The following is a 14,534-nucleotide window of genomic DNA, read 5'->3' as shown; positions in this document are numbered from 1 at the left end:
ACGACGGCCGTCTATTGCCAGAACATTTCGATCGAACCCACCAATGGGTTGGCGCCGGACGTCGGCGTGCCTCCAGGAACGAAGCTGAGCGTCAGCGTGTCGCCGGCCCGGGCCGCTCCGCTGTTGACCATGGAGCGCAGCAAATTGGTCACATCGAAGCTGTAGAAGTTGTCACCCAGCGCATCGCTCAACGCGCCGTTCCCATGGTCGTGGAATTCGGCATCGAAGAAGTTGATATTGCCTACGTAGGCTTTCGGGGTCAGCCGAGTGTCCTGGCTCCGTGTCAGGTACAGGTGGTAGAGAACTTCCGGCTGTGCCCAGGTGTGCAGATCCTTGACCACCAGATACGTGCGCCGGCGCTTCAACGGATCCAGCGCGACCACCGCGCGGCGCGCGGCTGCGCTGACCGGTGCCAGGCCAACGCGTACCGGCCGATCATTAAGTTCAGCGGAAGCCGTGCCGCGGGCAACGAGTTCGGAGACCAGACCGATGGTGGCGGTCAGCAGTGTCGTGGCCGACTTCGTCCGGCGCTTGGATGTCGGTTCGGTTCCGGTCGGCGAAACGAATTTTTCGTAGGTGTAGCCCAGGGTGTCGATGCTGAAAAAATCACGTAGCGTGCCGCTTACCCGTTGACCGTAGGCATCGGCAAAGACGAATACGCTGTTCTGCCACGTGCCGGAAATCGGCATCGTGCCGCCGTTGAGCATCCAGCTTGCCCATAGGCGATCGATGTTGGAATGGTGCACCCAGAACAGTGGGTCATTGCCGGCGTACGGCACCGCGCCCATGTTCTTGCTGGTACCCACCAGCACATGAATCCGGCCATGGACGCCCGAATCCAGGACACGGCAGAAGCCCGGCACCGCGTTGACGGTGTGGTAGTACTGGCAAGCCATGGCGGGCGCGATATCCATGGCGTCGCCAGGCTGGTTCAGATGGATAGGCTGACCCGAGTTGGCCAGGCTGGTGCGGTTGGGTCGGTAGAGCGATCCGTACAACGGATCATTGGGCAAGCGGAATTGCAATGGCAGCACGCCTCGCTTGGCCGGATCGTGAGAGGTGTAGTTCCAATAGGGAAGCGTGAAATCCGGCCGTTGGGCCACTTCGCGGACGATCTGCTCCAGGAAGAAGACGAACATGCGGTGCCAAGGCAGGAAATGATTGACGTTTTGCCCGGCGTGGGACTGACAGGTATTCCAGGTTTCCGTAGCCAGCATGCTCTGTGGCGTCACCGAGGTGCCGAATATCCGGTTTATCTCGGCAGCCTTGGTGGTCGCACCATTGACGAAGTGCGTGTACCACTGCCATAACCAGCTCAGGGGATCGCTCTCACCACGCAGCTTCATCTTGGCGACGGCATCGGCGAATATCTGCAGCATCATCAATCCATTGGCGCTGCTGGCGTCGTAGCGCACCAAGGGTGTTGTTGCCCAAGCGTTTTTCGATAGCCACAATGCAAAAGGCATCGCAGCTGCGCCGCGCATGAAGTTGCGGCGGGATGTGGATACGGCATTCATGACGTTTAAACCTCGGTTTGTTGTTCGTTCTTGGTCGTTTCATCGGGCGACGGATCGCCGACAAAGGCAGAGCAGATTGAGCTGACAACGCGCGAAGCTTCTTTGCCGCGCAAGTTGTCGAAACGCACGTACCCCAAAGCTACGGCTACAAGAACATGACCTGCGTCACGGCCGGATCAAATTTTTAACGCGCAAGCGACGCGACCCGCACATCTTTGCCAACGTCCGACAAATGGCGGACCGGACAGGCAATGTGCGACGGATTCATTCACTTAAATACGTGCGTATGCGGTTTATGTGTGCGCACGCGATCACTCCGCCGTATTTAGCGGAGTCAACATGACGTGAATTGATGGATGCAAATACGCGTAGGAGCGACGTCAGTCGCGATGAAGCTTTACAAGTAAAGCTTCATCGCGACTGACGTCGCTCCTACAGTTCTGGGGCGAATGCGGCCGATGCAGCGGTACAGCTAGTGCTGCACTTCTCGTCTTGGCTGAGCTTCCTGGGTTTCCATCGGCGGCTGTGTTTCATGTATGGCGGACGGCGCTTGGCCAACCGCGTGTGGCCTCAGATGGGTGATGATCGTGTGGACGCCGTGCATCTTGGAAATGGTTTCCACCGCTATTTCCATCTCCGGGTTCTGGACGTCCCCGCTCAGCACCACCTGGCCACCGCGCACGTCCACTTCAAGCGCCGAAGGGCGGTCGATCACGTGGCCCAGCTTGGCACGGATCCGTTCGCGCAACTGCTCATCATCCACCGGCCGCGGCGCAATCTTCGCCCGCGTTTTCGCCAGCGCGCCTTGCACATGGTCCGCCGCACGTTTCGATTTGGCCCGGGCGTAGCGTTCCGCATCGTGGCCAACCGATACGGCCTGGTCGCGGACCAGGCTACGCCGGCGGCGCCCCGCCACCGGATCCAGGTAATACATGAAGGCTGCACCGGCAGCGAAGCTTGCGACCACTCTGAGCATGGGGTTCATGGGAATTCTCCTAACCAATGGGTTTGCCAGCACCGCCGGACGCAAGACGACCACGCCGGATATCTGCAGCGGATCGTCCGGTGGTGGGTCAGTGCGGCTGCGACACCTGCCGCGAAACCTCCGCCTTCAGCGAACGCGTGTCGTTTCTGCGTTCCAGATCCGCCAGCGCGACGATGCCGCAAAGCCGGCCATCGTTATCGACGACAGGTACGCGGCGAATCCGCTCACGCACCATGACCTCGGCGCACTCGCGCAGGTCGGAGTCGACGTTCAGCGTTACCGCCGGGCTGGTCATGCAGTCTTCCGCGCGGACTTGCGTGGGGTCCTGGCCGTTGGCCACCAGCCGTACCACGATGTCGCGATCGGTGACGACCCCAACCGGCCGGGCATCGTCGTCGACAATGGGAATCTCGCCGACGTCGTGGTCCAACATCATCCTGGCGATGTCCTTCAGCAATGTGTTGCGAGTGGTGGCGACGGGCCGCTCGGTCATGACGGTTCTGACATCCATGGGATATCTCCTGTGGGCTTTCGGAATCAAGAACATCGTCCCGCACCGGCAATCAAACCACCGTGAATCAAGGGTTAAATTCGCCTCGCTTCCCGTGTTCATTTGCAGTCATGCGTGCGCGTCAGCTTCTCGCCCGAGCGCTTCGCCGATGGCCGTGAGCATTGCTGTTGTAGGCAAAGGCCTGATGAAGCACCGTCGCGATAGTAGCCACCACCGCTTGGTAGGAGCGCCGTCCCGGCGCGAGCTCTTCGCTTCTATCGCGATCCGCTCGAAAGAGCTCGCGGCCAGAGGCCGCTCCTACAAAAGCAGAGGCCGCTCCTACCCGGCGCGGGCCCGCTACAACCCAAACGGATACGTCTCCGGCACACCTGGGCGCGACTTGCCGGGCAGCGCTTCCACCGCACGGCTGGTGTCGAACCACACAAAGGCGTCGAACTGCTGCGGCAACACCGCTTCGGCGTAATGGCTGAAGCGCTCGGTATCCGGGCGATAGATCACCCCGATGAAACGTTCCAACCTCGGCCCCATCAGTGCCTCGCGCAGCTCGGTCCGATCCTCGTCCTCACGCATATCCAGCAAAAAGCGCCCGATGCCCGCCTGGTGGCAAGCGCGTTCGTAGCTGCCTTCCAGCGAAGGACGCACTTCCATCACTTTCATTGGGCTGTCCCAATTGCTCGCCGCCGCGACTGTGCCGGTGTGGGTGCCGAACCCGATGAGCGCCACCGGCCCGGGCAAATGCTGGCGGCACAACTGGCCCAGATTGAGCTCTTCGCGCAGTTGCCCCATTTCGGTATGGCGGGCATCGCCGATGTGCGAGTTGTGCGCCCACACCACGGCTTTCGCATCCTGGCCGCGTGCGGCCAGCAGTTGCCGCAGTATCTCGAACATATGGGTATCGCGCAGATTCCATGACTCGGCCGATCCGTAGTACATGGCGCGGTAATACGCTTCCGCGCTCCGGACCAGGCGGGCGTTCTGTTCGGCATCCAGGTAGTCGTTCTGGTCGCCGACAAATTCCAGGCGCCGCTCCAGCAGTTCGCGAAGCATGTCGGTCACCGCCTCCTCGCACACCGCGTAGCCTTTATTGAGCGCCATGCGCCCGTACCCGGCCGGGTCCCGCGCCCATGGCGTCAGGCAGCTGTAGCGTTCGCGGGCAATGCCTGCCGTTTCTGGATCGACCCGATCCAGATAATCGATCACCGCGCGGATTGACCGGTTAAGGCTGTAGAGATCGAGCCCGTGGAATCCCACCTGGTGGTCGGCGTCGCGCGTGGCGTTATGGTCGCGCAGCCAGTGGACAAAATCGTCGACGTCGGTGTTTCGCCACATCCAGGTCGGAAACCGTTGGAACACCACTTCCGGATCGCTTTCCGATGACCGGTGCCGGATGTAGCGGTCGATGGCGGCGGCATCGGGCCAATCCGCCTCCACCGCAACAATGTTGAAGCCGTGCGCTTCCACCAGCCTGCGCGTGATCGCGGCACGGGCACGATAGAACTCCGACGTGCCATGGGTAGATTCACCCAGCAACACCACCTGCGCGGACGAGAAGCGGTCGAAAGCGCGACCGAATGCATCATCATCCGGCGCATATCCGTTAAGAGCAGGCAGCGGCTCGGCGGCACGCCGTATCTGTATTACCGCGGCATCGCCATCGCGCTCCTGGTATGCCTTCTCAACGACGGCCGGCGCGTCGCCTTCCTGTGCCGCCCAGCCGTGCTCGCCGATCAAGGGGACAAACAGCACAGGCCCGAGATCCTCTTGTTCGTAATCGTCCTGACCCCTGCGCGTTACTTTGATCAGGTGCTGCTTCCGGCGTGAATCGCCGACCGGCATCACCAGGCGGCCACCAGGCGCCAACTGTTTCAGCAGCACCTCCGGCACCGACGGCCCGCCCGCGGCCGCCAGGATGACATCGAAAGGCGCTGCTTCGGCCCATCCGGCGGTGCCGTCGCCGGTGCGCACTTCAACATTGGTGTATCCAAGCCGCTGCAGCCGACCATTCGCCAATGCCGTCAGCTCCGCGTGCCGCTCAATCGCGTACACCCGCGACGCCACCGCACCGGCGACCGCTGCCGCGTAGCCGGAGCCCGCGCCGATTTCCATCACCCGGTCCGCAGGACAGATTTCCGCAGCGTCCATCATCAGCGCCACGATGTACGGTTGCGAGATGGTCTGCCCCGCCGCAATGGGTAACGGCGAGTCTTCGTAGGCAAATTCGCGTAGTTCATCGGCTACAAACTGCTCACGCGGGATTTTCCGCATGGCATCCAACACGTGCCGGTTACGCACCCCGCGCCGGACGATCTGCTGATCGACCATGCGTTCGCGTTGAGCTTGAAAGTTCATGGCGATGCGGCCTCTTGGGTGCGGACTCCCCCGCCGCGCAACTCGCCCGCCGATCCGTTGTGGTTCGTTCCAACCATGGAGGATGCGCGGATCCTCGCCGAGGCCTGCGTGATTTCCATCGCGCTGGCCACCTATGCAACGGCCGGAGTGTGCACCCGGCCATGTGCGGAAGCGGTGAAAAAATCACCTGAACAATTGTCTGTGGGAGTCGCACCGGCATGCCGGTGCGGGTGAGTCGCGACGTTGATCTTTCCAGCCACGATCCCAGCGTTCCCAAAGGGAACCCAATGACGAGCGCCGCCCCAAGGCGACGCCCACGCGATTACTTATGCTGTTACCTATGCCGTCAGCGGCGAACGCCAGAGCATGCGCCTGCTTACTCAACAACAGCGCGATGTCATCGCCGAGAAGCTCAACATTCGATCGGGAAAACGATACGAACATCAGGCCCCGCGACAGCGGTTACTCGGCTGCTGAGCCCTGCCGCACTTGGTGGTTGAATTCACCCCCTATGCTGATCGCACTCGGCCTTGAGCCAGTCAAAGTTGTTCCAGTATTTTGGATCTCCACCGGGCGCCCTTCGCTTGGCGTCAATGAACGGCAAAAGAACTTGGTGGCAGTGTTTGATGCTCGGGGCCCAATTGTCGACGATGACATGTTTGTTTCGAATTAGTCCCGCCTTGAGTAGCGCAGCGACCACATCGTAGTTCGCGCAGACGGACGAAGCATCCCGTTGTTGCGTCTCGTCCCACGACTCATAGTGGGCTTTCGATAGGGTTGACCGCACCGCCGCTCGCGCATCTCTCGCTTCCCCTGTCTGTAGGAAATTTACGATTGAGATGATGCTTTGGGCTTCGGACGCATGCTGCGTGGCTTCGATTTGGGTGCTCATTGCGCGAAGTTGTCGCAGCACGAGGTATACAGATACAAACGCGGCGATTGCGACTACCGCTTGTAGTATTAGCGTAGCTTTCTCATAAGGTGTCATTATTCTTCTCCGAGCATCTGAACTGTTCTCTCATCAATTGTCGAAATCGTGCGTAGCGCATGGTTAAACACAGATTCCGGCGGAGATGCCGCGCCGAAAAGCGTCATGCACGAGGCAAACTTCTGGCAATCCGTCTCACCGAGAATCTCCTGAGGCGAAACATTCGTCTTTAGCACACACTGCGTAGCTTTTTCGAGCCTCGGGCCTAAGATGGGATGAGCAAGATAGTCTCTTGCTTCATCGAGATTACGGATCCCGTAGAAGTACGCATTTTCGCTCTGCCCCAGCCCCCGAAGCTGTGGGAATACAAACCACATCCAGTGTGTCTGCTTCTTTCCCGCTGCGATCTCTTCAATCGCCTTGTCAAAGACGCCGGCCTGCGCTTTGACAAAACGGTCTAGATAGTTGGTCATAGGACTTAACGCCTGAATTAAGTCCACCCGCATCAGGGCGGCGACTGGGTTCGAATATGGCAGAAGGCGTGCACTTAGGCGTCGCCACTGACATGGGCTCGGCTTGAATGAATTTAGGCCCCAGCCTCGGCTGGTGGGGGCTTGTTGGGCGTGAGGCGGCGAGTGTACTCATGCCCACAGTTACCACACTTATTAGTAAAGCGGTCTCCGCTCTTTTGAACCAGCTGGTGGAGGCGATGGGAACCCTCCCAACAGCTAAAGCAATAGGGGCGACCTGTGGCCTCACCTGACTCACTCTTCCTGTAGTAGCCATCTAGGTAGCGAACAACCTCGCCCTTGGTGCAAAGCGATTCCTCAAGCTCTGCGATGCGCTTATCGCGGTTGGAAATTTCTTCCTGCACATCAACAATTTGAATGCGAGCATCAGCGAGGGCACCGACTAGATCGGCAAGCTTGAGTTTCAGCTCCGCTCCAGCGACGTATCACTCTCTCGCAGGAACTTCGCGATGTCAGTGGCCGTCTTGATGCTTGTCAGAATGGTAGAAACTATTGCGATATCCGGCATACCTTCCCCCTAGGCCTAACGCCTGAATTAAGCCGACCCGCCACCGGTCAGTGCAATGTTGGAAGCGTATCAGGAAGCATTGACTTAGGCGAAGCCGTAGACGGGTTCGCTTGAATGAACTGTTAGACGGCTGAACTGCCTGTCGAGTCTGCTTTAGCATAGCGATAAAAGCTATAGCACGATGACGCAAGAAGTATTGCACCAAGAACCATAACAACGCTTGGAAGGTACGGTTGGATGTAGGGCTCGATTGGGTCAAACCAAAAGTCGCTCAGCCTAATGTACTCAGGGATTCTGACCCATCCATACGACTCGTTGAAGTAGACGAAGAAAGCGCCAACCCCCATGACGAAGAAGTACACGCCACGCTGTGCCCACTTGTCCGCGACGTCTTGTATGTCCGTAGCCATAGCCGCCTAGCGCCTGAATTAAGCCGAGCCGCGAAGCGGCTTCGGCTTGCATGAATTGTTAGCCCGCTGCCTACGTGAATCCGTTCTCATGGATGTGCTGCGCTCGGTTGGGCTTAAGTGTGCCGAACAACTCGCCGCCTAGGGAAACGAAGCCACCTTTGAAGTCGATTCTATTCTCGAGCCATGGGGTGAGTTGTGAGTAGCCCGCCCGCTTCTGCTCTTTCTCGGTGAGAGTAGGGAGCATACGCCAGCGATCAACCTTCAGTTGTTTCAACGCAGTGCTAGGATTTCGCAGCCAACGGCCCTGATGAATCCATACTTTGGCATCAGGATCGCTAGTAGATGCCTGAGCCCATTGGGGGGTGGCAGCTTCTCTTTGGGTTGAACCGCATAGCGGCATAGACCAATGGGGAGATCATCGCAACGGCGTAGCTATTTGCGCAGTCGCCAAGTTCCTGCCCAATATAGTACTGAGCCCTGTAGCCAGCCGCAGAATTGTGGAAAAGATCCACCGGATGTGGAGATGAGCACGAAAGCGTTGCTACAAGACGGAAGTAGCGTCTGTCCCCTTTGAGTCTTTCCCGCTTAAAAGTAAGGCTCGCAACCGATCTGCAAATCTCCTCCATGATCTCGCGATAATCCAGCCCGTTAGCCAAGTGCCCGAGTCGCTCCGCACTCATTGAATCGTCAAGCTTCCACTCGATCGCGTCGACGCACTGAAATTCTGGAAGTTTGGATTGCGGCATAATCTGGAGCGGGCTAACGCCTGAATTAAGCCGACCCGCGAAGCGAGTTCGGCTTGAATGAAAGTTAGCTGGCAACCGTAGCCTACCTACCGCTTGGCGAGGAAGCTTCGCACTTGAACCAAATGCGACGCTCCATTGCGCAGAAAGCCGGCCGCTGATCCTCCTCTCTGACGATTGAGTATGCTCCTCCACATTGAGCGTGCATCTTCTGGTAAGCGTCGTCTCGTCGCGCGTCTCGAACGCTCTTTGCGCCTGCATTGCAGTAGCTTATCTCTCCCGTTACCCCGCTCTCATTGACTGGTGCGTAGGCACTATTGGATGGTCCTCGGACATTGACATTGCTCGCGCTGCAGGCCGCAAGCGAGAGAAGTAGTGGTGCGATTAGAAGTTTCATGAGTCCCCTAGACACATTGTTGTTGCTATTGCCAGCTAACGCCTGAATTAAGCCGACCCGCGAAGCGGGTTCGGCTTGAATGAATTGTTAGAGGGGGGCACGGGAACAACTGGTACCTCCGGGTCCCAATGATAGAGCTGTGAGTACCTATGCCAACCACTCTCGCTAGAACACATCGCCATAGCTGAGGCGGCCAAGTGACTACGGTGCTCCGGTGCCAGAAAAATAGTGCTTTGGATCAGGCGCCAAAGCTCGGCCGGACGCTCAGTGCCGAACGTGAAGTTGTAGTACGCACCGTTGTCATGACCAGAATCGAATGAATGACTCCGAACTAGATCGATCCGGCTCACTAGGGCCTGGAATGAGGTCGCTAAGTCAGCCATATCAATGCCGGGTGAGCGCTCTGGTTGTACCTGCACGGACAAAGATCTCACTGCCACCCTCTAACTACCTAATAGCCGGATCCCGGGGTCCGGTTATACGACTTATCCACAGCGACTCGTACGGAGCGCTATCCCCTTGATACTGCTTGATCTTAGGCCGGCTGGGTCTGGCTAACAAGCCTGCGTATAGCCGGACCCAGAACCGGCTCTATGCGGAGCCCAAACTTTTGCGTCAATCGGTTGAATCCAAGGTCGGAAGCAGCCCCTTACCCCGTTAACAGTCCCCAATCTCTTGCCTCATTAGCGTCCACGATAATCCACAAGAGGCTTCAATCGTCTGAGTTAGGAGGTGATCGCGAATTCTGCAGGCTCTTTGATCGGCGATGCACGACCCATAATTCTCCCCAATCGTCAGCCCCTGCCGCTCGCGTGATTCATAGCCGTCACTATCACTCTGCCGCTTTCCCGTACTCCCAATCGTAGGGCACGCCCGTCGAACCAAGAACATAACCAACAAGATCGGGAAAGCCGCGCTCCGCCCGAACGTCATTGGAAAGAATCACCACGCAGCGGCGCTTGGCCACTATGCATACCCAGGTGTTGGCTGTCGTGCCGTTGTGGCCGCCCTTGAAGAAGCCGCGCCCCTGCGGTCCATCGAACACTACGACACCCAGGCCTGCGGCGAGATCCTTGCGGCGCTCCGGCACCGGCAACTCTTGCTGTAGCGAGGGGAACTGTGTTCGTGTCGTGATGGGCAGCATGGGCCGCAGCATCTCCGCTTGTTCTTCTTGGGTTAGTCCGTCGCCTCGGATGAAGGCGGCCGCGAATTTTGCGAAGTCCGTGATCGTGGTATCCATGGATCCGGCGGCACGCACTTTGGAACGTTCGTCGTGCGGCTCGATACGGCCTTGCTGGTCCCAGCCATCTGCCAGATTGGCGGCGAAGTCGGGCCGCCAGATCAAGCTGGTGCGGCTCATGCCGAAGGCCTTGAATATCCGGTCCGTCTCGGCACCAACGTCGATTCCCAAACCTGTTTCCATCACGAACTGCAGTGTGTTCAGTCCGTCGCCCGAGTAGGCGTAGCGGCTCCCTGGACCGAAGTGGAACGTCAGTTTGCCGTCCGGCTCAAGGAAACCGAAATTGGCGAACCCGGCGCTGTGGGTCAGAAAGACGCGCGGTGTCAGCTTCCGCCAGCGCTCGTCCAGCGCGGACCAGTCCGCATATCGCCTCACGATGTCCTTGCCGCCATATTCCGGCAAAGGCTTGGGCAGGTATTCGGCGATGGGCGTATCAAGGCTGATCCGCCCTTTCCCCGCCAGTCGCATGACGGCGTAAGCAAACATCGGCTTGGTCAGGGAAGCCCCATACATCACCGTGTCGACCGTCAGCGGGTCGCCCTTTTCGTTGCGTACTCCATATGCCTGCACATAGCGGGTTTGGCCATCATCGATTATGGCTATGGCCAAGCCCTTGGCCTGGGTCCGAGCCATGATGCTGCGTACTTCCGCATCTATTGCCGCGTCAGTCGGAAGATCGTGCGCGCCACACACTACGGGAAGGAATGCCATGACAGCCGCAAGGGAAAATCGCAGATATGGCCTCATTGGGACAACCTCTTAAAGGGGTCACGTTTATGCGTTGCGGCTGTGGGTTGGGAGCGGCACGATCTTAGAATGACTCGGAACGACTAATCCACGACCCTATACCCATTACCTTCACCGAGCCATGCGGCAGGCATCGGCTTTGGCGAACCGTGGTATAGATTCGCCGCTAGGGAACCTCTGAATAGTCGTCGTCCCCGCGAAGGCGGGGATCCAGCGACATAAGCCGTTGAAAGCAAGGCACTGGGTTGACCGGCATCCGCCGTTGAAGAGCGCTTCCGCCTTCGCGGGAAGTGCTTTTTCAACAGCCGAATGGCTGGTCATGACGAGCAAAAGCCGAATTATTCAGACCTTCCCTAGCATTCACCTCATCCTAGCGGGCCCACAAAGTCGGGTTGATCAAGACGCCAATGCACATCGGTAGCACCTCTGCACACGACAGACCCCAACAGAAGTATTCCGGCAGTTGCCACTGCGGCGCGGTGCGCTTTGAGATCCTCACGGATTTTCCGGAGCTGACGACTTGCGATTGCTCCATCTGCAAGCGCAAGAATGCGCTGATGGTAAAAGTGCACGAGAACGAGTTCAGGCTCATTGCCGGTGAAAGCTCCCTCAGCGCCTACAAGTTCCATACCTTTACCGCCGAGCACTACTTCTGCAGTACCTGCGGCATTTATCCGTTTCATCGCAAACGGGTTACGCCGGATTATCTGGGGATAAACGTGTTCTGCCTGGAAGGCTTTGACCCATCCGGCATACCGGTCCGTGCCACGGTCGGGGCCGGAATGCCCTGACCCGTTTTTGTGCGGATAGGCCCGCACGAACATGCGGGCTTCTGCCATAGGACGTCAGTCGCTGCTTGCCGGCTTGGATGCACCCTGCTGTTTGCGCACCCAGTGCATCAGGTTGAGGAAGGTGTCGGTCCAGTAGATTCGGCACTATCGCGTTGCCGCCCATTTTGATCGCTACGAACTGGTCCGCCACCGCGGTGACATAATCGCCGTCGCGGGCCTCAACCTTGTAGATCCTGCGGCTATCGAACATCACGAACTCCAAGAACTTACAAACACCGCTGTTTCATCGCAAACCTCCTGCGACGCGAGCAAGGTCGAAAACAGCGCGTTTTCAGCACAGTTTGAAGCTGTGATATCGCACTCTCGTGGTCCGTCGCCCGGTCAGAAATTCGGGCAACCGAGTTTTCAACAGAATCGGTCGAAAGCAGGCATCGAACTGCACTTTATGGGGCATTGGTCATTTCTACCTGCGGCGGGTATATCTCGCCTGTGAGGTAGGCGGTCAACTCTTCAGGTTGTCCCAACGGAAAGGCTCCTTTCAAGAACTCCAGAAAGGCAGATACGCGTGCGCTCAGCAGGCGGCGGGAAGGGTATAGCGCCCAGATTTCGATAGGCCGTCCTTTCACATCGCCCCAGTGAACAAGAGCACCTGAGCGCAACTCGTCAGCCACAAGCGACAGGGGAAGCACAGCGGCGCCTATTCCCGTTCGCACCGCGTCACGAATCATGATCAGTGACGCCAAGCGCAAGACCGGATCGACGGACACGCGCACATCGCCCTCTTGTGTAGTCAAGTCCCAAGCTGATTGATTACTGGATGCGCGAACCACCGCACGTACGGCCGTATCTCGCTCCGGCCTCTTTAGGTCAGCGCTGGCCACAGCGACCAACCGGTCACGAAGGAGGATGCGCCCGATCAGATGCTCGTTGGGATCGGGATTGACTCGTATCACCAGGTCGTAGCCCTCTTCCACCATGTCGACTGCGCGATCCTCGGTCGTGATCTCCAGACGCACCTCGGGATAACGCAGCGCGAACTGGGCTGACAGCTTGCCCAGCGCCATCTGAGAGAACAGCAGTGGCGCGCTGATGCGCAGCCTGCCTCGTGGTGCTTCCCCTCCCGAGGCGATCGCCGCCGCGGCTTCGCCAATCTCGATCAGCAGGGTTTCGGTGCGCTCGAACAAGGCACGGCCTTCCTGTGTGAGCTTCAAGGCATGAGACCCGCGCTCGAACAAGCGCACCCCCAGGTTCGCCTCCAGATCTGCTACCCGCCGCGACAGCGTGGCCTTGGGGCGGTCGGCAGCCCTGGCTGCCCGGCCGAAGCCTCCATGGCGCGCTACCAAGTTGAAGTCGGCCAGGGCCAGAAGATCCATGTGTTCCACCAGTGAGACATGTGGTCCAAGTATATGGGCTATCGGCCCGCATGCGGATCAACAACCATGGAGTCTCCTCACCACCCGGAGCAATCCCATGACCATCCTCGTAACTGGCGCCACCGGCAATGTCGGCCGCCATGTCGTCCAGCAACTCACCCAACGTGGCGCCAAGGTGCGCGCGCTGGCCCGCAATCCAGCCAGCGCCAACCTCCCCGAAAGCGCGGAGATCGTCCAGGGCGACTTGCTCGATGTCGATGCCCTGCGCCAGGCCTTCGAAGGCGTCTCCACCCTCTTTCTGCTCAACGCGGTGGTGGCCGATGAATTCACTCAGGCGCTGATCCCGCTCAATGTCGCCCGCGAGGCAGGCGTGAAGCGAGTCGTCTACCTTTCGGTGATCCACAGCGACCGCTACGTGAACGTGCCGCACTTCGCCGGCAAGTTCGGGGTGGAGCGCATGATCGAAGACATGGGCTTCAACGCCACCATCCTGCGCCCGGCGTACTTCATGGACAACGATCTGACAATCAAAGATGTGGTGCTGGGCTATGGCGTCTACCCCATGCCGATTGGCAACAAGGGCCTGGCGATGATCGATGCGCGCGACATCGGCGAGATCGCGGCCATCGAGCTCCTGTCCCGCGATCAAGCGCCTGATGGCAGCGCTCTAACCCGTATCAACGTGGTCGGCCCGGACACGCTGACGGGCGCTGATGTCGCAAGTATCTGGTCGGAAGCTCTTGGCCGCGCGATTGCGTATGGCGGCGATGACACGGCGGGCTTCGAGCAGAACCTGCGTCAGTTCATGCCGGCATGGATGGCCTACGACATGCGCCAGATGGCCGAGCGCTTCCTCACCGACGGCATGGTGCCCGAGACAGGCGATGTGGAGCGACTGACCCAGTTGTTGGGCCGCCCCCTACGCTCCTATCGCGACTTCGCTGCTGAAACCGCAGTGGTTGTCTGATTCTTCCCAACCTCATCCATCAAGGAGCCCATCATGATCTACTCGACCGCGACCGTGCCGGTGAATGCTCCCGGCCAGACACCGCTCACCCGCGCCCAGGCCTGGGAGGGGCTGGTCCAGAAGGCGCGCGACGCCAGACTCTTCTTCCCTCCCAACGAATGCACGCGCAGCGAGATCGTCGAAGAAGGCGCCTCGCACCTGGTGCGCGAAGCAACCATCCTGGGCGATGACCTCACCGAGATCATCTCGTTCGAGGCGGACACGAAGATCACCTTCTTCCAGGCAATCAGCCCGCGAGAAGGCGCGATCATCAACGAGCTGTTCGAAGACGAAAACGGCGATCTGCAACTTCGCTTCTATGGCTATTTGGGCCTGCGCGGCAAGGTGCCCAACGGCCCCGAAGAGCAGGCAGCCCAAGCTTGGATGGACAGCGAGAAGGGATTCAAGGCTGCGATCCAGTCGACACTGAAGCGCACACGCGACCTTGTGGCCGACGGAAGAATCTGACCAAGCTGCGAAGTTCGTACTAGTCGCTCCT

The 14,534-nt window shown here is 59.1% G+C and carries 10 protein-coding genes; 3 read left to right on the top strand and 7 right to left on the bottom strand.

The window, feature by feature from the left end; translation table 11 throughout:
• Positions 1-11: 11 nt before the first annotated feature.
• From AB6O04_RS16115 to AB6O04_RS16090, 6 genes are all read right to left on the bottom strand, one after another.
• On the bottom strand, positions 12-1,517 hold the full coding sequence (locus AB6O04_RS16115) for a tyrosinase family protein (protein ID WP_368565172.1): 1,506 nt from the start codon (positions 1,515-1,517) through the stop codon (positions 12-14).
• Between the two features lie 472 nt (positions 1,518-1,989).
• A complete protein-coding gene (locus AB6O04_RS16110; protein WP_368565170.1) occupies positions 1,990-2,502 on the bottom strand; it encodes a BON domain-containing protein in 513 nt (170 codons plus the stop codon).
• 88 nt (positions 2,503-2,590) lie between these two features.
• A complete protein-coding gene (locus AB6O04_RS16105) occupies positions 2,591-3,013 on the bottom strand; it encodes a CBS domain-containing protein (RefSeq protein WP_368565169.1) in 423 nt (140 codons plus the stop codon).
• A gap of 336 nt (positions 3,014-3,349) precedes the next feature.
• Complete coding sequence (locus AB6O04_RS16100) at positions 3,350-5,362, bottom strand: protein-L-isoaspartate(D-aspartate) O-methyltransferase (RefSeq protein WP_368565167.1); 2,013 nt, start codon at positions 5,360-5,362, stop codon at positions 3,350-3,352.
• A 987-nt stretch (positions 5,363-6,349) separates the two neighbouring features.
• Positions 6,350-6,763, bottom strand: coding sequence for a DUF1810 domain-containing protein (locus tag AB6O04_RS16095; RefSeq protein ID WP_368565166.1), 414 nt, complete (start codon positions 6,761-6,763; stop codon positions 6,350-6,352).
• Positions 6,764-9,710: 2,947 nt separating this feature from the next.
• A complete protein-coding gene (locus AB6O04_RS16090; RefSeq protein WP_368565165.1) occupies positions 9,711-10,829 on the bottom strand; it encodes a serine hydrolase domain-containing protein in 1,119 nt (372 codons plus the stop codon).
• Between the two features lie 428 nt (positions 10,830-11,257).
• Between AB6O04_RS16090 and AB6O04_RS16085 the strand changes: the two genes are divergently transcribed.
• Positions 11,258-11,656 (top strand): GFA family protein, encoded by a 399-nt coding sequence (locus tag AB6O04_RS16085; RefSeq protein WP_368565164.1) that lies wholly within the window; start codon positions 11,258-11,260, stop codon positions 11,654-11,656.
• Between the two features lie 443 nt (positions 11,657-12,099).
• On the opposite strand, the gene AB6O04_RS16080 is transcribed toward AB6O04_RS16085, so the two are convergent.
• Entirely contained in the window at positions 12,100-13,029 is a 930-nt protein-coding gene (locus AB6O04_RS16080; RefSeq protein ID WP_368565163.1) for a LysR family transcriptional regulator, read from the bottom strand.
• 97 nt (positions 13,030-13,126) lie between these two features.
• On the opposite strand from AB6O04_RS16080, the gene AB6O04_RS16075 reads away from it, so the two are divergent.
• Positions 13,127-13,996: an SDR family oxidoreductase gene (locus tag AB6O04_RS16075; protein WP_368565162.1), complete on the top strand. Its 870-nt coding sequence runs from the start codon at positions 13,127-13,129 to the stop codon at positions 13,994-13,996.
• Positions 13,997-14,029: 33 nt separating this feature from the next.
• Complete coding sequence (locus AB6O04_RS16070) at positions 14,030-14,503, top strand: AtaL-like protein (protein ID WP_368565161.1); 474 nt, start codon at positions 14,030-14,032, stop codon at positions 14,501-14,503.
• Positions 14,504-14,534 lie beyond the last annotated feature (31 nt).

It is taken from the genome of Pseudoxanthomonas sp. UTMC 1351 (assembly GCF_040948865.1).
Lineage (GTDB): Bacteria > Pseudomonadota > Gammaproteobacteria > Xanthomonadales > Xanthomonadaceae > Pseudoxanthomonas_A.
Note: the sequence above shows the minus strand (reverse complement) of the source record. Positions and strands in the feature narration are given on the sequence as shown.

What these genes read in the sequence shown, in the direction of transcription:
- AB6O04_RS16110 (WP_368565170.1), bottom strand. Translation starts at nt 2,502, where the DNA reads ATGAACCCCATGCTCAGAGTGGTCGCAAGCTTCGCTGCCGGTGCAGCC.
- AB6O04_RS16080 (WP_368565163.1), bottom strand. Translation starts at nt 13,029, where the DNA reads ATGGATCTTCTGGCCCTGGCCGACTTCAACTTGGTAGCGCGCCATGGA.
- AB6O04_RS16100 (WP_368565167.1), bottom strand. Translation starts at nt 5,362, where the DNA reads ATGAACTTTCAAGCTCAACGCGAACGCATGGTCGATCAGCAGATCGTC.
- AB6O04_RS16095 (WP_368565166.1), bottom strand. Translation starts at nt 6,763, where the DNA reads ATGACCAACTATCTAGACCGTTTTGTCAAAGCGCAGGCCGGCGTCTTT.
- AB6O04_RS16105 (WP_368565169.1), bottom strand. Translation starts at nt 3,013, where the DNA reads ATGGATGTCAGAACCGTCATGACCGAGCGGCCCGTCGCCACCACTCGC.
- AB6O04_RS16075 (WP_368565162.1), top strand. Translation starts at nt 13,127, where the DNA reads ATGACCATCCTCGTAACTGGCGCCACCGGCAATGTCGGCCGCCATGTC.
- AB6O04_RS16070 (WP_368565161.1), top strand. Translation starts at nt 14,030, where the DNA reads ATGATCTACTCGACCGCGACCGTGCCGGTGAATGCTCCCGGCCAGACA.
- AB6O04_RS16115 (WP_368565172.1), bottom strand. Translation starts at nt 1,517, where the DNA reads ATGAATGCCGTATCCACATCCCGCCGCAACTTCATGCGCGGCGCAGCT.
- AB6O04_RS16090 (WP_368565165.1), bottom strand. Translation starts at nt 10,829, where the DNA reads ATGGCATTCCTTCCCGTAGTGTGTGGCGCGCACGATCTTCCGACTGAC.